The sequence below is a fragment of the Rhodococcus sp. ENV425 genome (assembly GCF_002887785.1).
Taxonomy (GTDB): Bacteria; Actinomycetota; Actinomycetes; order Mycobacteriales; family Mycobacteriaceae; genus Rhodococcus; species Rhodococcus aetherivorans.
Window position 1 is genome coordinate 27,206 of the sequence record NZ_PCZU01000041.1, and the last position, 18,276, is coordinate 45,481.

Annotated in this window: 15 protein-coding genes; 12 read left to right on the plus strand and 3 right to left on the minus strand. The window is 69.6% G+C overall.

Features of this window, described 5'->3' with window-relative positions:
- The 3 genes from metE to aceA all read right to left on the minus strand — a co-directional run.
- Positions 1–2,283: 5-methyltetrahydropteroyltriglutamate--homocysteine S-methyltransferase (gene metE / locus CQZ88_RS03060; RefSeq protein ID WP_006932986.1), on the minus strand; the 2,283-nt coding region annotated here is incomplete at its 3' end.
- A 108-nt stretch (positions 2,284–2,391) separates the two neighbouring features.
- Positions 2,392–3,288, minus strand: a complete 897-nt coding sequence (locus tag CQZ88_RS03065; protein ID WP_006932984.1) for a 3-hydroxybutyryl-CoA dehydrogenase — start codon at positions 3,286–3,288, stop codon at positions 2,392–2,394.
- Between the two features lie 120 nt (positions 3,289–3,408).
- Positions 3,409–4,698, minus strand: a complete 1,290-nt coding sequence (gene aceA, locus CQZ88_RS03070; RefSeq protein ID WP_006932982.1) for an isocitrate lyase — start codon at positions 4,696–4,698, stop codon at positions 3,409–3,411.
- A 533-nt stretch (positions 4,699–5,231) separates the two neighbouring features.
- Here aceA and CQZ88_RS03075 point away from each other — a divergent pair.
- From CQZ88_RS03075 to CQZ88_RS03130, 12 genes are all read left to right on the plus strand, one after another.
- The gene (locus CQZ88_RS03075; protein WP_065922284.1) at positions 5,232–6,380 is read left to right on the plus strand and encodes a globin domain-containing protein; all 1,149 of its coding nucleotides are present in this window, start codon (positions 5,232–5,234) and stop codon (positions 6,378–6,380) included.
- A gap of 59 nt (positions 6,381–6,439) precedes the next feature.
- Positions 6,440–7,852 carry an acetate metabolism transcriptional regulator RamB gene (ramB, locus tag CQZ88_RS03080; RefSeq protein WP_006932979.1) on the plus strand — a complete coding sequence of 471 codons (1,413 nt, stop codon included), beginning with the start codon at positions 6,440–6,442 and terminating at the stop codon, positions 7,850–7,852.
- A 533-nt stretch (positions 7,853–8,385) separates the two neighbouring features.
- Positions 8,386–8,943, plus strand: coding sequence for a hypothetical protein (locus CQZ88_RS32260; RefSeq protein ID WP_308410782.1), 558 nt, complete (start codon positions 8,386–8,388; stop codon positions 8,941–8,943).
- Between the two features lie 262 nt (positions 8,944–9,205).
- Positions 9,206–10,474: an urea ABC transporter substrate-binding protein gene (urtA, locus tag CQZ88_RS03090; protein WP_006932975.1), complete on the plus strand. Its 1,269-nt coding sequence runs from the start codon at positions 9,206–9,208 to the stop codon at positions 10,472–10,474.
- 37 nt (positions 10,475–10,511) lie between these two features.
- Positions 10,512–11,396: an urea ABC transporter permease subunit UrtB gene (gene urtB / locus CQZ88_RS03095; protein ID WP_006932965.1), complete on the plus strand. Its 885-nt coding sequence runs from the start codon at positions 10,512–10,514 to the stop codon at positions 11,394–11,396.
- Complete coding sequence (gene urtC / locus CQZ88_RS03100) at positions 11,396–12,514, plus strand: urea ABC transporter permease subunit UrtC (RefSeq protein ID WP_102799240.1); 1,119 nt, start codon at positions 11,396–11,398, stop codon at positions 12,512–12,514. Before urtB ends, urtC begins: the two co-directional genes overlap by 1 nt.
- On the plus strand, positions 12,511–13,293 hold the full coding sequence (urtD, locus tag CQZ88_RS03105) for an urea ABC transporter ATP-binding protein UrtD (RefSeq protein ID WP_006932961.1): 783 nt from the start codon (positions 12,511–12,513) through the stop codon (positions 13,291–13,293). The genes urtC and urtD overlap by 4 nt, the downstream gene beginning before the upstream one ends.
- Before the next feature lies 1 nt (position 13,294).
- Complete coding sequence (gene urtE / locus CQZ88_RS03110; protein WP_006932959.1) at positions 13,295–13,987, plus strand: urea ABC transporter ATP-binding subunit UrtE; 693 nt, start codon at positions 13,295–13,297, stop codon at positions 13,985–13,987.
- Entirely contained in the window at positions 13,987–14,676 is a 690-nt protein-coding gene (locus tag CQZ88_RS03115; protein WP_006932958.1) for a GntR family transcriptional regulator, read from the plus strand. Before urtE ends, CQZ88_RS03115 begins: the two co-directional genes overlap by 1 nt.
- A 5-nt stretch (positions 14,677–14,681) precedes the next feature.
- On the plus strand, positions 14,682–15,212 hold the full coding sequence (locus tag CQZ88_RS03120) for a carboxymuconolactone decarboxylase family protein (RefSeq protein WP_065922282.1): 531 nt from the start codon (positions 14,682–14,684) through the stop codon (positions 15,210–15,212).
- 70 nt (positions 15,213–15,282) lie between these two features.
- Positions 15,283–15,978, plus strand: a complete 696-nt coding sequence (locus CQZ88_RS03125; RefSeq protein WP_065922281.1) for a GntR family transcriptional regulator — start codon at positions 15,283–15,285, stop codon at positions 15,976–15,978.
- A gap of 113 nt (positions 15,979–16,091) precedes the next feature.
- Positions 16,092–18,276: 5-oxoprolinase/urea amidolyase family protein (locus CQZ88_RS03130; RefSeq protein WP_258008426.1), on the plus strand; the 2,185-nt coding region annotated here is incomplete at its 3' end.

The window sequence follows — 18,276 nt, forward strand, 5'->3', positions numbered from 1 at the left end:
CTGTCCGGCCGCGCGTCGCCGCAGACGACGTGCGGCGGCGACGAGGTTGCGCAGCGACGGCTCGAGCTGCCAGTAGTGCCGGGTCTTGAGCCCGCCGTCCGGATTCGCCCACAAGCGGTCGAGTTCGACGGATTCCGCTGCGGTGCTGAGCAGTTCGTCGAGTTCGTCGATGTCGGGGATGCGTGCCGATCGGCTCTCGTAGACTCCGGGGCCGACACCGTGCGTGAGGGCCTTGTCCTTGATGGCCTCGAGCACCCAGCGGATCGAGCGGGTCGCGACGATCGCCGTGACGTCCGCGTCGAGCCGTTCGATCGCGTCGACCACCGACGCCTGACCGGAGTAGGTCAGGTGCGTGTGGATCTGCGTCTCGGGCTTGGCGCCCCCGGTCGCGAGCCGGAACGCGTCGACCGCCCAGTCCAGGTACTCGGCCCGGCCGTCCTGCCGCAACGGCAGCAGTTCCCGGATGGCGGGCTCGTCGACCTGGATGATGGCGATGCCCGCCCGCTCGAGGTCGGCGATCTCGTCGCGGATGGCGAGCGCCAACTGGTCGGCCGTCTCGTGCAGGGGCTGGTCCTGACGCACATACGACCGCGCCAGCATCGTGACCGGGCCCGTGAGCATGCCCTTGACCGGCTTGTCGGTCAGCGACTGCGCGAACGCGATCCACTCCACCGTCATCGGCTTCGGCCGCACGATGTCGCCGTAGAGGATCGGCGGGCGCGTGCACCGCGACCCGTACGCCTGCACCCAGCCGAAGTGCGTCGTGGCGAAGCCCTCGAGCAGCTCGGCGAAGTACTGGATCATGTCGTTGCGCTCGTGCTCACCGTGGACGAGCACGTCGAGGCCGATGTCCTCCTGCAGCCGGACGGTGGACTCGATCTCCTCCTGGATGCGCTTGACGTAGTCGTCCCACGACATGCGGCCCTCGCCCAGCTCGTAGCGGGCCTTGCGGATCTCGTCCGTCTGCGGGAACGACCCCAGCGTGGTCGCCGGCACCGGCGGCAGCTTCAGCCGCTCCTGCTGCGCGGCGCGCCGCTCCTCGTACGGGACGCGGCGCCGGTGCTCGGGCCGCAGGGCGTTGACGCGGGCGCGGATCGCGTGCTTCTGCTTGAAGTGCACCGACGTCGGCGGCTTGCGCCACCGCTCCTCCGCGCCGGTGGTCAGCGCCTTGGCGAGCGAGACCACCTCGCCCACCTTCTGCTTGGCGAAGGCCAGCCGGTCCGCCACGTCGCCGGGGATGTCGTACTCGGCGAGCACGTCGTAGGGCACGTGCAGCAGCGAGCACGACGTGGAGACCACCAGGTCGGGCGTCACGGCCGCGAGGCTGCTCAGGTACTCGAGCGTGCGGTGCCGGTCGGCCTTCCATACGTTGCGGCCGTCGACGACCCCCGCGTAGATGCGCTTGCGCTTGAGGCCCGGCACCGCGGCCAGCTCCTCCGCGCTCATCCGGCCGTTGACCAGGTCGAGACCGATGGCCTCGACCTTGGTGGCGGCCAGGATGGGCAACGCCTCGCCGAGGTGACCGTAGGGGCCTGTGACGAGGAGGCGCGGGCGCAGCGGCGCGTGGGAGAGCGTGTCGTAGGCGCGCGCGAAGGCCGCGAGCTCCTCCGGGGTGCGGTCCTCGGTGAAGGAGGGCTCGTCGAGCTGCACGCACCAGGCGCCGGCGCGCGCGAGCTCCGCGAACAGCTTCTCGTACTCGGGCAGCAGCCGGTCGAGCAGCTCGAGGGTGGAGAACCCGTCCTGCTCCGACGTCTGCGAGACCTTGGACAGCAGCAGCAGCGACACCGGACCGAGTACGACCGGGCGCAGGTCGATGCCGCGGGCCTTGGCGCGCTCGAACTCGTCGAGCACCGCCGCCGAGTTCAGCGCGAAGGTGGTGTTCTCGTCGAGCTCGGGCTGCCGGTAGTGGTAGTTGCTGCCGAACCAGCGGACCAGCTCGAGCGGCGGGAAGTCCTCGCGGCCCCGGCACAGCGTGAAGTAGAAGTCGAGCGGGTCGAGCTCGCCGACGAGCGGGCGGAACCGCTCGGGGATCGCACCGAACAGCAGCGCGTTGTCGAGCACGTGATCGTAGTAGGAGAACGTGTTACCGGGCACCTGGGTGAGCCCGGTGGCGGCGAGCTCGCTCCAGGTGGACTCCTGGATCTCGCGGGCCACCGCGACGAGCTCGTCGCGGGTGCCGGTGCCGTGCCAGTAGGCCTCGAGGGCACGCTTGAGTTCACGACGGGGTCCGATGCGCGGATACCCGAGGATGCTCGAGCCGTATCCGTCTGCAGTGCTGGCCATTCGGGGTCGACCTTTCCCTCGATGCACCTCGCGCCCGTGTCCCGACAGTCAGCGCGACGGCTGTGCTGTCGGCACACGGGCGCCGAGGTGCGGTGTGGTGCTACCTACCTAGCTGACTTTCTTGGCGGCACGACCGTTGTCGGCATATTCGTAGAAGCCGGCGCCCGACTTCTTGCCGACGAGGCCGGCCTCGACCATACGCAGCAGGAGCGGCGGAGCCGAGTACAGCGGCTCCTTGAACTCCCCGTACATCGAGTCGGCGATCGACTTGACCGTGTCCAGGCCCACCAGATCGGTGAGCGCGAGCGGACCCATCGGGTGGGCACACCCGAGGACCATCGCCTTGTCGATGTCCTCCTTGGTGGCAAAGCCGGACTCGACCATCCGGATCGCCGACAGCAGGTAGGGCACGAGAAGCGCGTTGGCGATGAAGCCGGCCCGGTCGGAGGACCGGACGACCTGCTTGCCGAGCACCTCGGAGGCGAAGGCCTCCGCACGCTGGGAGACCGCGGGGCCGGTCTTGAGCGTGGTGACCAGCTCGACCAGCGGCAGCACCGGAACCGGATTGAAGAAGTGCATGCCGATGACCCGCTCGGGCCGGGTGGTGGCGATGCCCAGCTTCATGATCGGGATCGACGAGGTGTTGGACGCCAGCACCGCGTTCGGATCCGTGACGATCTTGTCGAGTTCCGCGAAGATCTCGGCCTTGACCTTCTCGTCCTCGACGACCGCCTCCACGACGAGCTGGCGATCGGCGAAGTCGCCGAGGTCGGAGGTGAAGCGCAGCCGCCAGGCGGCCTGCTCACGCTCCCGTTCGGTGATCTTGCCGCTGCTGACACCGCGATCGAGGGACCGGAGGATGCGGGCACGCCCGGCAGCCGCGAGCTCGCGGGTCTGCTCGTACACAAGTACGTCGACATGAGCGCGTGCGCACACCTCGGCGATACCTGCGCCCATGATCCCGGCGCCGATCACGCCGACGCGCTGAATCTTTTCGCTGGTCACGTCAGCTCCTACTCGTCATGTGGGGGGTCGTGAAAGGGGTTCTGACAGGGGGTGGATACGGCGGCGGCGGGACCTGGTCGTCCGAGATCCCGCCGCGCACCTACATCCGGTTGCCGGTTCCTAGTGGAACTGGCCCTCCTCGGTGGAGCCCTTCAGGGCTGCCGTGGAGGTGTTCGGGTCGACGGTGGTGGCGATGGCGTCGAAGTAGCCGGCGCCGACCTCACGCTGGTGCTTGACGGCGGTGAAACCACGCTCCGCGGCGGCCTTGAACTCGCGCTCCTGCAGGTCGACGAACGCGGTCATCCCCTGGCGGGCGTAGCCGTGGGCCAGGTCGAACATGCCGTAGTTGAGCGAGTGGAAGCCGGCGAGGGTGATGAACTGGAACTTGAAGCCCATCGCGCCGAGCTCCTTCTGGAACTTCGCGATGGTCGCGTCGTCCAGGTGCGCCTTCCAGTTGAAGGACGGCGAGCAGTTGTAGGCGAGCAGCTGGTCCGGGAACTCGCTGCGGACGGCCTCGGCGAACTTCTTGGCGACCTCGAGGTCCGGCACGCCGGTCTCCATCCAGATCAGATCGGAGTACGGCGCGTAGGCCTTGGCACGCGCGATGCAGGGCTCGATGCCGTTCTTGACGCCGTAGAAGCCCTCGGCGGTGCGGGTGCCGTCGAGGAACTCACGGTCACGCTCGTCGACGTCGGAGGTCAGCAGCGTCGCCGCCTCGGCGTCGGTGCGGGCGATGACGACCGTCGGGACGTCGGCGACGTCGGCCGCGAGGCGAGCCGAGGTCAGGGTGCGGATGTGCTGCTGGGTCGGGATGAGCACCTTGCCACCGAGGTGACCGCACTTCTTCTCCGACGCGAGCTGGTCCTCCCAGTGCGAGCCGGCGACACCGGCCGCGATCATGGCCTTCTGCAGCTCGTAGACGTTGAGCGCGCCACCGAAGCCGGCCTCACCGTCGGCGACGATCGGGGCGAGCCAGTTGTCGACCGAGGTGTCGCCCTCGATCTTGGCGATCTCGTCGGCGCGCAGCAGCGCGTTGTTGATGCGGCGGACGACCTGCGGCACCGAGTTCGCCGGGTACAGCGACTGGTCCGGGTAGGTGTGGCCGGACAGGTTCGCGTCACCGGCGACCTGCCAGCCGGACAGGTAGATGGCCTTGAGGCCGGCGCGGACCTGCTGCACGGCCTGGTTGCCGGTGAGGGCGCCCAGCGAGTTGATGTAGTCCTCGTTGTTCACGAGATCCCACAGGATCTCCGAGCCGCGGCGGGCGAGGGTGGCTTCCTCGACGACGGTGCCCTGCAGCTTGACGACCTGCTCGGCCGTGTAGTTGCGGGTGATCCCCTTCCAGCGCGGGTTGGTGTCCCAATCCTTCTGGATTTCCTCAGCGGTCCTCGGGGTGCCGGTGGTCGACATCTAAGCTCCACTCTCTAGATCGGATCCGCGCCGGACGCTCTGCAGTACGTGCGTACTACTTCACATCCTTCGCGAACCTTTCGGATGTACCACTCGACAATGACACACCCGGAAAGTGCCGTCTACCTGTTGCTAGTGCCAATCTTCGCTAGTTTTTCCCCAGGCTTTGCAAATGTTGTAAACCTTTGGCGCGTCCAACGAACCCGGCCCGGACCCCGATAGCTACCCGTCGGTAGCAATCACCTCGGCATTGTTCCCCGGCGGGCGCGCCGCCCGGCAGCCGACGACACCGCCCCGCACCCGCGGCCCACCAGCGACGGAGCCGCGGATCACCACGGAGATTGTGACGAGTTTCACACCCGGAGGCCCGGCAAATCGGGAAGTCGCCCCGGTCGAATCGGGGGTCGGCCAGGATCGCTCGACTAGCATGTGCGCGTTGACCAGTCGGGGCCGGTCACGCCGCTCGGGCGTGCCCACTCCCCACTCGCACACGAGTCGAGGAGGGCGCCATCCTTTCCGCCACGTCGAAGCCGGTGATCGAGGCCACCCTCCCGGTCGTCGGCGCCCACATCGGCCAGATCTCCGAACTGTTCTACGAAAAGCTCTTCGCGGCCGCGCCGTCGCTGCGGACCGACCTGTTCAACCGCACCAACCAGGAGAACCGGGAGCAGCAGAAGGCGCTCGCGAGCTCGGTCGCCGCCTTCGCGACGCTGCTCGTCACCGAGGACGCCGCCGACATCGACGCGATCATGGCCCGGATCGCCGCCAAGCACGCCTCGCTCGGCGTCCAGGCCCCCCACTACGACGTGGTCCGGCACCAGCTGTTCGCCGCGATCGGCGAGGTGCTCGGCGACGCGGTCACCCCCGAGGTCGCCGCGGCCTGGCGCGAGGTCTACACGCTGATGGCCAACTCGCTCATCGAGCAGGAGTCGGCACTCTACGACAAGGCCGGCGTCCGGCCCGGTCAGATCTGGCGCGTCGTCGTGGTCACCGACGTCCAGTTCGACGGCGCGGAGGTCGCGACCCTGACCCTGCGCTCCCTCGACGGCAGCCCGCTTCCGGATTTCCTTCCCGGACAGTACATCTCCGTCGCGACCACCCTGGGAGACGGCACCCGGCAGATCCGCCAGTACACCCTCGTGCGCAGCCACGTCCCGGGTGAGTGGGCCGTCACCGTCAAGCGGGTCCCGGGCGGGATCGTCTCCCAGCTCCTCGTCGGCGGCGTCGGCATCGGCACCGAGCTCGTCGTCTCGCATCCGTTCGGCAGCCTCGTCGTCGAGGACGCCGACGCTCCCCTGGTGCTGATCTCCGCCGGCATCGGCGTCACCCCGACGCTCGCGGCGCTGCAGCACCTGGCGGCGCACCGCTCCGAGCGCGAGGTCCTGGTCGTGCACGTCGACCGGTCCAGCTACGACCATGCGCGGCGCGCCGAGACGCAGGCCCTGGTCGACCGTCTGCCGCGGGCCCGCATGCTGACCCGCTACTCCGAGTTCGAAGAGCTCCGCGAGGACGGCCACACCCCGCTCGACGGGGTCGAGCTGCCGAAGGATCCGCAGGTGTACGTGTGCGGTCCCGTCCCGTTCATGCGGTCGATCCGGCAGACGTTGCTCGGCGCGGGAGTATCGCCCGACGCCGTCCACTACGAGGCCTTCGCGCCGGGGTCCTGGCTGGGACTCGAGTAGAGCGCTAACGTTGCGAACCTGTCGTTGCGAAGCTGCGTAGACGCTCGTACGCTGGGCTGATGCCAAAGACGTTCGTCGGCGCCCGCCTGCGCCAGCTGCGCACCGAGCGGGGACTCAGCCAAGCGGCGCTGGCCAAGACCCTGGAGATCTCGGCCAGCTACCTCAACCAGATCGAGCACGACGTGCGGCCGCTCACCGTACCGGTCCTGCTGCGCATCAGCGAGGTCTTCGGTGTCGACACCACGTTCTTCTCGTCCCAGGACGACACCCGGCTCATCGCCGAGATGCGGGAGGTGGCTCTCGATCAGGAGATGGGCATCGACGCCGACGCCCAGGAGATCGCCGCGATGGTGTCGGCGCACCCCGGGCTGGCGCGGGCCATGGTCAACATGCACCGGCGGTTCCGCAACACCACCGCCCAGCTCGCCGCCGCCACCGAGGACCGCTACAGCGACGGCAGCGGCAGCGGCACTATCACCATGCCGCACGAAGAGGTCCGCGACTACTTCTACCAGCGGCAGAACTACCTGCACGATCTCGACACCGCCGCCGAGGAACTCGCCACCCGGATCCGCTTCCATCGCGGCGACATCTCCGGCGGCATCATCAAGCGCATGGAGACGGTGCACGACGTACAGCTCGTCCGTCGCGTCGACCTCGGCGAGAACGTCCTGCACCGGTTCGACCCCGCCACGCGCGTCCTCGAGATCTCCGCGCGGCTGTCGGGCGGCCAGCAGGTCTTCAAGCTCGCCACCGAGCTCGCCTACCTCGAGTGCGGGGAGCTGATCGAGAAGCTGGTCGCCGAGGGCGCGTTCACCAGCGAGGCCTCCCTCGCCCTGGCCCGCCACGGCCTCGCCAACTACTTCGCCGCGGCGATCATGCTGCCCTACGCGCAGTTCCACGAGATGGCCGAGGACTTCCGATACGACGTCGAGCGGCTCTCCGCCTTCTACGCCGTCAGCTACGAGACCATCGCCCACCGGATGTCGACCCTGCAGCGGCCGAAGCTGCGCGGCGTGCCGTTCTCGTTCGTCCGCGTCGACCGGGCGGGCAACATGTCCAAGCGCCAGTCCGCCACCGGCTTCCACTTCTCCACCAGCGGCGGGACCTGTCCCCTGTGGAACGTGTACGAGACCTTCGCGTACCCGGGCAAGATCATGACCCAGCTCGCGCAGATGCCCGACGGGCGTCGCTACCTGTGGGTCGCCCGCACGGTCGAGCGCCGCGCCGCCCGCTACGGCCAGCCGTCGAAGACGTTCGCGATCGGCCTCGGCTGCGAGCTGCGCCACGCGCACCGCCTCGTCTACGCCGACGGCCTCGACCTCGACGACAGCAACCCCGGTACCCCCATCGGCTCCGGCTGCCGCGTGTGCGAGCGGCTGAACTGCCCCCAGCGCGCGTTCCCGCCCCTCGGGAAGGAGCTCGTCATCAACGAGCACCAGAGCTCCGTGTCCCCCTACCTCATCAAGTGACACCCGCGCGACGGCCGGACAGCCGCGCGCCCAACCCCGCTGATTGCCAGGATGGTCGTGAGACGGCGCGGCAGTGCGTCATCGATTTTCTCCACAACCGGACGATCGCTCCCCAGATCCGGTCCGGAGCGCGGAGTTCACGTCGAAGGGCCCCTCCGTCGGGGCACCGTGTTCGCCATGACCGACCACACCCGATCATGCGGCGCGACGCTGTCCGCTCCGGGCTCACCGAGGACGAGATCCGCCGAGCACTGCGCACCGGCGCCCTCGAGCGTCTCGACGCAGGCGTCCACCTGCCCAGGGAGATCGCAGCCGACCTCGACGACGCCGGCCGGCGCCTGGTGCGCGTACGCGCGGCCGCCGCCAAGCTCGGCCCCGAGGCCGTGATGAGCCACACCTCCGCCGCCGTCGTGCACGGGTTCGCTCTGTGGCGTCCGGACCTCACGCTGGTCCACGTCAGTCGGAATCGACCCTCCGGCGGCCGTCGCACCTCCCAACTACACGGGCACGCAACACCTTTCGCACCAAGCGATGTGGAGATCGTGGACGGGATACGGGTGACCTCGGCGGCGCGCACGATCGTCGACACGGCACGCTGCCTGGATGCCGACCGTGCAGTGGTGCTGGGCGGCTCTGCACTGAGGCTGCGGCCTGCGGCCCACGCCGCACTCCCGGCCGCCTTGACAGCAGCCGACACGCGAACCGGAATTGCGGCGGCTCGACGAATGTGCGCATTCCTGGACGGACGAAGCGAGAGCCCGGGCGAGTCGATCAGCCGCCTCCGCATTCGGGCGGCAGGTCTGCCCGGCCCGGTCCTGCAATTCGAGATATGGACAGCCGGTGGCGCATTCGTCGCGCGCACCGACTTCTTCCGGGAGGAGTTCGGCGTCGTCGGCGAGTTCGACGGCATGGGCAAGTACCGGTCTGCGGACCCCGGCGCAAGCGCCGAGACGGTGCGTCGCGAGAAGCTTCGTGAAGACGCGATCCGGGCACAGGGATACGAAGTGGTGCGCTGGACGTGGTCGGAACTCTTCCACTTCGACGACGTTCGTGCGCGAATCGACGCCGCCACCCGTCGTCGCTGGCGGTAGGTCGTCCGGAAACCCGCACGGCGGCAGGACAGCCGCGCGATGAAAGGAGCGCGCCGCTGTCCTGCGGAGGCGCGGATACATCCGGACCTCGGCGTGTGCGCGTTCGGAAATCGAGCCGTAATACGGGTCACGAACTCGTCACCGCAGGACATTCCCATGCAACACCGGCCGCCTACTCTTCGGTCCACGGATACAGCGCTGTATACGCAGCCCGGATACACCGGGCCCCGTCCGGCTCCCACCTTCGAAGAAGGGCACCTCCATGCCAGTTGCCACGTCCAAGTTCGCCAAGCGCGCCGTCGCCGCGCCGGCCGCGCTGGCCGCCGTCGGCCTCGTGCTCAGCGCCTGCGGCAGCAAGGCCACCGACAGTACCGACGCTGCCGGGTCCGCCTCGTGCGTCGACACCTCCGGCGACACGATCAAGGTCGGTTCGCTGAACTCGCTGTCCGGCACCATGGCAATCTCCGAGGTCACGGTGCGTGACTCGATCGCACTGGCCGTCGAGGAGATCAATGCGAACGGCGGCGTTCTCGGCAAGCAGATCCGGATCGTGGCCGAGGACGGCGCGTCGGAGCCGACGGTGTTCGCCGAGAAGGCCGAGAAGCTGATCAGCTCCGACTGTGTGGCCGCGGTGTTCGGTGGGTGGACGTCGTCGAGCCGCAAGGCGATGCTGCCGGTGTTCGAGGACAACAACGCGCTGCTGTACTACCCCGTGCAGTACGAGGGCCTCGAGTCGTCGCCGAACATCTTCTACACCGGCGCGACCACCAACCAGCAGATCGTGCCGGCGCTGGACTACCTGAAGGAGAAGGGCGTCAAGTCCCTCTACCTCGTCGGCAGCGACTACGTCTTCCCGCAGACCGCGAACCGCATCATCCGCGCGTACGCCGAGGCCAACGGCATCGAGATCAAGGGTGAGGACTACACCCCGCTCGGGTCCACCGACTTCTCCACGATCGTCAACAAGGTCCGCACCGCCGACGCGGACGCGGTGTTCAACACCCTCAACGGCGACTCGAACGTCGCCTTCTTCCGCGAGTACTCCAACGTCGGCCTCACCGCCGCCGACATGCCGGTGATCTCGGTGTCGATCGCCGAGGAGGAAGTGGTCGGAATCGGCGCGCAGAACATCACCGGCCAGCTCACCGCCTGGAACTACTACCAGACCGTGGACGGCCCCGAGAACACGGCGTTCGTCGACGCGTACAAGGCGAAGTACGGCGCGAACAAGCCCACCTCCGACCCGATGGAGGCCGCGTACGCGTCGGTGTACCTGTGGAAGAACACCGTCGAGAAGGCGGACTCGTTCGCCGTCGCCGACGTGCAGGCCGCGGCCGACGGCGTCTCGTTCGACGCACCGGAGGGCACCGTCACGATCGACGGGGACAACCACCACATCACCAAGACGGCTCGCATCGGCGAGATCCGGGGCGACGGACTGATCTACACGGTGTGGGAGTCGAACGGGGCGATCGAGCCGGACCCGTACCTCGAGAGCTACGACTGGGCCGCCGGCCTGTCCGGCAGCTGACCACCGTGACCGGGAAGCCGACGAGAAGGGAGGCGAAATGGATGTCGTTGTAGGACAGTTGTTCACGGGCCTGAGCATCGGTTCGATCCTGCTGCTGGCGGCGCTGGGCCTGTCGCTGACGTTCGGGCAGATGGGCGTGATCAACATGGCCCACGGCGAGTTCATCATGGCCGGCTCCTACACCGCGTACGTGGTGCAGCAGGTGGTCTCGGCCGCCGGGGTGTCCCTGCTGGTGTCGCTGCTCGTCGGTTTCCTGGTCGGCGGCGTGATGGGGGTGCTGCTCGAGGTCACCCTCATCCGCCGCATGTACCACCGCCCGCTCGACACCCTGCTGGTGACCTTCGGCGTGGGCCTGCTGCTACAACAGGCCGCCCGCGACATCTTCGGCGCACCCGCCGTCAACGTGGTTGCGCCGCAGTGGCTCTCCGGTGGCGTGGAGATCCTCGGGGCGGTGGTGCCCAGGACCCGGCTGTTCATCCTCGCGCTGGCCGTGGTGTGTGTGGTGATCCTGATCGCGGCGATGAAGTTCACCCCGATGGGCCGGCGCATCCGGGCCGTCGTGCAGAACCGCGATCTCGCCGAGACCGTGGGCATCTCGTCGCGGCGCACCGACATCACCACCTTCTTCCTCGGCTCCGGCCTGGCCGGCCTGGCCGGAGTGGCGCTGACCCTGATCGGCTCCACGAGTCCCACCATCGGCCAGTCCTACCTGATCGACGCGTTCCTGGTGGTCGTCATCGGCGGCCTCGGACGGATCGAGGGCGCCGTCATCGCGGCCGTCGCGCTCGGCCTGCTCAACTCGTTCATCGAATACTCCACCACCGCATCGATCGCGAAGGTGATCGTCTTCGTGCTCATCGTGATCTTCCTGCAGGTCCGGCCGCAGGGCCTGTTCGCGGTCAAGACAAGGAGCCTGGTCTGATGCCTGCCCCGACACGTCTGCCGGCGCTCACCCGACCCGGACCGGCCCGCACGTGGGCCGGGTTCGCCCTCGCCGCACTCGTTCTGTTCGCCCTCGCCCCGGCCGTGCTGTCGGACTTCCGCCTGAACCTGCTCGCAAAGTTCCTGTGCTTCGCGATCGTCGCCGTCGGCATCGGTCTCGCGTGGGGCCGCGGCGGCATGCTCACCCTCGGCCAGGGCGTCTTCTTCGGCCTCGGTGCCTACCTCATGGCGATGCACCTGAAGATCGCCGACGCCGGGCTGCGCGGCGACACCGTCCCGGACTTCATGCAGATCGCCGGCATCCGCGAATTGCCCGGCTACTGGGCGCCGTTCGCCTCTCCGCTGGTGACGATCGTCGCGATCCTGGTGCTGCCCGCCCTGGTGGCGGTGCTGCTCGGGCTCGGCGTGTTCAAACGCCGCGTCAAGGGCGCCTACTTCGCGATCCTGTCCCAGGCCCTGACCGCCGCCTTCGCGATCCTGCTGATCGGCCAGCAGTCGATCGGAGGATCGAACGGGCTCAACCGCTTCCGCAGCTTCTTCGGCCTGTCCCTCGCCGACCCGGCCAACAAGCGGATGCTGTTCTTCGTCGCCGCGGGCGTCCTGCTCGCCGTCGTCGCGCTCACCCGGCAGCTGATGTTCTCCCGCTACGGCGAGCTGCTCGTGGCCGTGCGCGACCAGGAGGAGCGGGTCCGCTTCCTCGGCTACGACCCCGCCAACGTCAAGGTCGTCGCCTACGCCGCGGCGGCCTTCTTCGCCGGCATCGCCGGGGCGCTGTTCGTGCCCATCGTCGGCATCATCTCCCCCGCCGATGTCGGCATCGTCCCCTCCATCGCATTCCTCATCGGCGTCGCCATCGGCGGACGCACGACCCTGCTCGGCCCGGTCCTCGGCGCCATCGGCGTCGCGTGGGCCCAGACCGCCCTGTCGGAGAACTTCCCCTCCGCGTGGACCTACGCCCAGGGCCTGCTGTTCATCGTCGTGATCGGGTTCTTCCCCGCCGGCCTGGCCGGGCTGGCGACGTTGCGCCGGCGCCGCCCCCGCACCGGCCCGGCGCAGCCGATTCCCGAACCGACCACGACGATGGAGCCGGTGAGATGACCGAACCCCACTACGGCGGCAACGCCGGCATGTCCAGCGAGTACCTCGAGATCCGCGACCTGCGGGTCAGCTTCGACGGCTTCACCGCCGTCGACGGGGTGGACCTGACCCTGTTGCAGGGCGACCTGCGCTTCCTCATCGGCCCCAACGGCGCCGGCAAGACCACCCTCGTCGACGCCGTCACCGGCCTGGTGCCGGCCACCGGGTCGGTCACCAAGTCCGGCATCGAACTGCTCGGCAAGAAGGTGCACAAGATCGCCCGCCTCGGTGTGGGCCGCACCTTCCAGACCGCGTCGGTGTTCGAACAACTCACCGTGCTGCAGAACCTCGACATCGCCGCCGGCTCCGGCCGCTCCCCGTGGTCGCTGCTGCGCCGCCGCACGACGGTGCTGCCACAGATCGAGGAAGCCCTCGAGACGATCGGCCTGACCGACCTGCGCGACGTGCCCGCCGGCATCCTCGCGCACGGGCAGAAGCAGTGGCTCGAGATCGGCATGCTGCTCGTGCAGAACTCCGACGTGCTGCTGCTCGACGAGCCGGTCGCCGGGATGAGCCACGACGAACGCGAGGAGACCGGCCAGCTGCTGCGCCGGATCGGGGCGCAGCGCACCGTCGTCGTCGTCGAACACGACATGGACTTCATGCGCGCCTTCGCCACCTCCGTCACCGTCCTGGCCCGGGGCCGGGTCATCGCCGACGGCACCGTCGAAGAGGTGCAGAACAACCCCCAGGTCCAGGAGGTCTACCTGGGCACCGCGACCGCCGCGCAGGAGGCCTGACATGCTCGAGCTCGTCGACGTGCGCACCGGCTACGGCCGCACCGAGATCATCCACGGGGCCACCCTCACCGTCCCCGCCGACGGGGTCGTCGCCGTCATGGGCCACAACGGGGCCGGCAAGACCACCCTGCTGCGCGCCGCGGTCGGCCTGCTGCCCACCACCTTCGGCCGGATCGTGTTCGACGGCGAGGACGTCACCGCGCTGCGGCCGTCCGCGCGCGTCGCCCGCGGCCTGGCCTACGTCCCCCAGGGACAACAATCCTTCGGCCAGCTCACCTGCGCCGAGAACCTGCAGGTCGTTGCCGACGGGCGCAGACGCGGCAAGCAGCTCGTCGCCGAGATGCTCGACCTGTTCCCCGCCCTCGTGCCGCTGCTGGACCGACGCGCCGGCCTGCTCTCCGGCGGCCAGCGCCAGCAGCTGGCGATCGCCCGCGCCCTGATCACCGAGCCCCGCATGCTCATCCTCGACGAACCCACCGAGGGCATCCAACCGTCGGTCGTCGCCGAGATCGAGAACACCGTCGTCGAACTCAGCCGGCGCGGCGACCTCGGGGTGCTGCTCGTCGAGCAGCACATCGGCTTCGCCCTGCACGCCGCCCAGCGGTACTACGTCCTCGAATCCGGTCGCATCACCGCCACCGGCGACGGCGGCACGGATGCCGCCGGCACCGTCCGCGCGGCCATGGCGATCTGATGAGCACCGGTGGCACGCGGCGCGACCGGGTCTACCGGGCGCTGCGTTCGGACCTGATGACGGGCGTCCTGCCGCCGGACGCACGGCTCGGCGAGGAACGCCTCGCCGAGCAGTACGGGGTCTCCCGCACGCCGGTGCGGGAGGCGCTGGCGCGGCTGGTGTCCGACGGGCTGGTCGAGCGGCGCGAGCAGGGCCTGTTCCCCTACCGGCCGCGCTTCGACGACCTCGCCGATCTGTACGAGCTGCGGACCACGTTGGAGCTGCGCGGGATCCGTCGCGCGCTGGCCGATCCGTCGATCCGGCACGATCCCCACGTGCTCGGCGCCGAGCTCGACCGGTGGTATGCGCTGCGCCGTGACCTGCCCGAGCCGGATGCGGGCTTCGTCGGGCTCGACGAACAGTTCCACCTGGCGTTGCTGGCCTCCGCCGGCAACCCGGCCCTGTGCGACGCGCTGGCCACCGTGAACGCGAAGGTGCGGCCCGTGCGCATGTTCGACTACCTGACGCACGACCGGATCACGGCGACCGTCGACGAGCACATCTGCGTGGCGGAGTCGGTGCTCGCGGGCCGTCTCGAGGACGCCCACGCCCAGCTCCTCGCCCACATCGACACGTCCCGGGCGGTGGTGGTGCAGCGCGCCGAGCAGGCCCGGACGATGGCCCGATTGGCGCGCGCCGTGCGAGACTGACCGGCATGTCACCTCGCATCCGGCCCGGACGGTTCAGGGAGCTCGGCCCGCTCAACTGGGCGGCCTGGCGCGTGCTCTCGACGGTGGCCGGCACGAAGGACGCGCACCTGTTCAGCACCCTGGGCCGCACCGGTGGCCTGTTCCGCGGCTGGCTGCACTACTCCGGGAAGCTCATGCCGTTCGGGCGGTTGCCCCGGTTCGAATCCGAACTGGTCATCCTCCGCGTGGCGCACCTGCGCGAGTGCGGCTACGAGCTGGACCACCACACCCGGCTCGGCCGCCGCGCCGGGATCACGCCGGAGATCCTGCAGCGCATCCTCGACGGGCCCGGGGCCCCCGGCTGGAGCCCGCGGCACCGGGCGATGCTCGCGGCCGTCGACGAGCTGGTCACCACCAGGGACCTCGCCGACGGGACGTGGAAGGCGCTGGCCGCTCACCTCGACGACCGGCGGATGGTCGAATTCTGCCTGCTGGTAGCGCAATACGACGGACTTGCCACCACCATCGGCGTGCTGCGCATCGAGCGGGACTTCTGAGAGTTCTTCCTAACCGCCGCTTTACCGCGGGCAATCTCGGCGAAACACGACGTCCATAGCGTATACAGCTATGTCGACACGTACGGATACAGCCACGGCGCAACCGCTCCGGACGCGGGTGTACCGGGAACTGCGCAACGAGCTGATGAACGGCTCGATCCCGGTCGGTGAGCGGCTGACCGAGCCGAAACTGTCCGCGCGCTTCGGCATCTCCCGCACCCCGGTCCGGGAAGCCCTCGCGATGCTGTGCGCGGACGGCCTGCTGCGCCGCGAGGAGTACGGATTCTCGCCGGTGCCGCCGAGCATCCCCCGCATCCGCGACCTCTACGAGCTGCGGATCACCCTGGAACTGCAGGGCATTGCGCGGGCGATCGACAATCCCGATGTGCGGCACGACCGCGCCGCCCTCACCGCCGAACGCGAACGGTGGTTGCGCCTGTCCGCCGACCCGCCGCAGCAGGAACCGGGCTTCGTGGTGCTCGACGAGGAGTTCCACGTCGCACTGCTCGCCGCATCGGGCAACACGGAACTGGCGGGCTCGCTCGAGTCGGTCAACTCCCGGATCCGGCACGTGCGGATGTACGACTTCATGGTCAACAGCCGGATCGAGACGTCGATCGCCGAGCACCTCGCCATCGTCGACGCCGTGCTCGGCGACGAGCTCGAGCGTGCCCACCGGTTGCTGCACCGGCACATCGGTGAATCCCTCGCGGTGGTGCTCGACCGGGTGACCCGCGCCGTCACCGCGATGTCGTTCGCGCGCTGACATCCGGTTCCGCCCCCATACCTTCCTCTTCCCCGTCACCGAAGGAGCCTGTCGTGACGTTCGCTTTCGACACCCTGCTCGTCGCCAACCGTGGCGAGATCGCCTGCCGGATCATGCGTTCGGCGCACACACTGGGGCTGAAGACCGTCGCCGTGTACTCGGATGCGGACGCGTCCGCCGCCCACGTCGAAATGGCGGACATGGCTGTGCGCCTCGGTCCCGCCCCGGCCGCGGAGTCGTACCTGCGGGCGGATCTGGTGATCGAGGCCGCCCTCGCGACCGGCGCCGGCGCGGTCCACCCCGGGTACGGGTTCCTCTCGGAGAACGCGGAATTCGCGGCCGCCTGCGAGGCGGCCGGCATCGCGTTCATCGGGCCCACGCCCGAGCAGCTGCGGGTCTTCGGCGACAAGCACACCGCTCGCGAGGCGGCGCGCGCCGTCGGCGTCCCGCTCGTCGAAGGCAGCGGCCTGCTCGCGTCCGTCGACGCCGCCGTCGCCGCGGCCGAAACCGTCGGATACCCCGTGATGCTCAAGGCCGTCGGCGGCGGGGGTGGCATCGGCATGCAGGCCTGTCACACCCCCGACGAGCTGCGGGACGCGTACGAGCGGGTGCAGCGCCTCGCGTCCGCGAACTTCTCCTCGTCGGGCGTGTTCCTCGAACGGTTCGTCGCCCACGCCCGCCACATCGAGGTGCAGGTATTCGGCGACGGCTGCGGCCGCACGATCAGCCTCGGCACGCGCGACTGCTCGCTGCAGCGTCGCAACCAGAAGGTCGTCGAGGAGGCGCCCGCCCCGAACCTGCCCGACGCGGTCGTCGAGGAACTGCTCGCGGCGTCGCGCCGGCTCGCCTCGTCGGTGAGCTACCGCTCCGCCGGGACCGTCGAATTCGTATACGACGTCGAACGCGGCGAGGCGTCGTTCCTCGAGATGAACACCCGCCTGCAGGTCGAGCACCCGGTCACCGAGGAGGTCACCGGTGTGGACCTGGTCGAGTGGATGCTGCGGCTGGGCCGGGGCGAGACCGAGATGCTCGACGCGCTGCCCGACGGCGGACCGCGGATCACCGGTCACGCTGTGGAGGCGCGCGTGTACGCGGAGGACCCGGGGCACGACTACCGGCCCAGCGCCGGACTGCTCACCGCCGTGGAGTTCCCGGCCCACACCCGCGTCGAGACGTGGGTGGACACCGGCACGGAGGTGAGCTCGTTCTACGATCCGATGCTCGCCAAGATCATCGTGCGCGGCGAGTCCCGGCGCACCGCGTTCGCGGCGCTCGCCGAGGCGCTCGACGACACCCACCTGTACGGCGTGCAGACGAACCTGCCGCAGCTGCGGCGCATCTGCACCGCCGAGCCGGTGCTCGAGGCCGCGCACACCACCGCGACGCTGCGGGACGTGCGGGCGACGGGCCACCGCATCGACGTGCTGCGCGCGGGCACCATGACCACGGTGCAGGACTTCCCCGGCCGGATCGGCCTGTGGGAGGTCGGCATTCCGCCGTCGGGCCCGATGGACGACCTGTCGATGCGCGCGGCCAACGGCGCCGTCGGCAACCCGGAGGGGGCACCGGCGCTGGAATGCACGCTGCAGGGCCCGCGCCTGAAGTTCTCCGACCCGACGCTCGTGTGCGTCACCGGCGCCCCGGTCGTCGCCACCGTGGACGGGGTGCCCGTGCCGATGTGGGAGCCCGTGGAGGTGCCGGCCGGCGGCGTGCTCGACGTCGGCGCCCCGGCCGAGCAGGGCCTGCGCACCTACGTCGCGGTGCGGGGCGGGCTCGACGCCCCGCTCTACCACGGCAGCGCCGCGACGTTCACCCTCGGCGGCTTCGGCGGCGTCACCGGTAGAGCCGTGGCCACGGGTGATGTGCTCGGCGTGGCGGAGTCCCCCACCCCTGCCGGCCCGGCACCCGTACCCGTGGACCGTCGCCCGGAGTTCACCCACACGTGGCATCTCGCCGTCACCGAGGGTCCGCAGCCCGCCCCGGCCTACTTCACCGAGGACGACCTGGCCCAGTTCTACGACACCACGTGGACGGTGCAGTCCCACGCGAACCGCACCGGCATCCGCCTGGACGGCCCCAAGCCCACCTGGTCGCGGACGGACGGCGGCGAGGCCGGGCTGCACCCGTCGAACCTGCACGACAACCCCTACTCGGTGGGCGCACTCAACGTCTCCGGCGACACCCCGATCCTGCTCGGTCCGGACGGCCCGAGCCTGGGCGGGTTCGCGTGCCCGCTCACGGTCGTCTCCGGTCACCGCTGGAAGATGGGGCAGATCCGGCCCGGGGATTCGGTGCGGT

Bases quoted from the DNA above. Each gene is read 5' to 3' on its own strand.
- aceA (WP_006932982.1), bottom strand. From the start codon at position 4,698: ATGTCGACCACCGGCACCCCGAGGACCGCTGAGGAAATCCAGAAGGAT.
- ramB (WP_006932979.1), top strand. From the start codon at position 6,440: ATGCCAAAGACGTTCGTCGGCGCCCGCCTGCGCCAGCTGCGCACCGAG.
- urtA (WP_006932975.1), top strand. From the start codon at position 9,206: ATGCCAGTTGCCACGTCCAAGTTCGCCAAGCGCGCCGTCGCCGCGCCG.
- urtB (WP_006932965.1), top strand. From the start codon at position 10,512: ATGGATGTCGTTGTAGGACAGTTGTTCACGGGCCTGAGCATCGGTTCG.
- urtC (WP_102799240.1), top strand. From the start codon at position 11,396: ATGCCTGCCCCGACACGTCTGCCGGCGCTCACCCGACCCGGACCGGCC.
- urtD (WP_006932961.1), top strand. From the start codon at position 12,511: ATGACCGAACCCCACTACGGCGGCAACGCCGGCATGTCCAGCGAGTAC.
- urtE (WP_006932959.1), top strand. From the start codon at position 13,295: ATGCTCGAGCTCGTCGACGTGCGCACCGGCTACGGCCGCACCGAGATC.
- CQZ88_RS03115 (WP_006932958.1), top strand. From the start codon at position 13,987: ATGAGCACCGGTGGCACGCGGCGCGACCGGGTCTACCGGGCGCTGCGT.
- CQZ88_RS03120 (WP_065922282.1), top strand. From the start codon at position 14,682: ATGTCACCTCGCATCCGGCCCGGACGGTTCAGGGAGCTCGGCCCGCTC.
- CQZ88_RS03125 (WP_065922281.1), top strand. From the start codon at position 15,283: ATGTCGACACGTACGGATACAGCCACGGCGCAACCGCTCCGGACGCGG.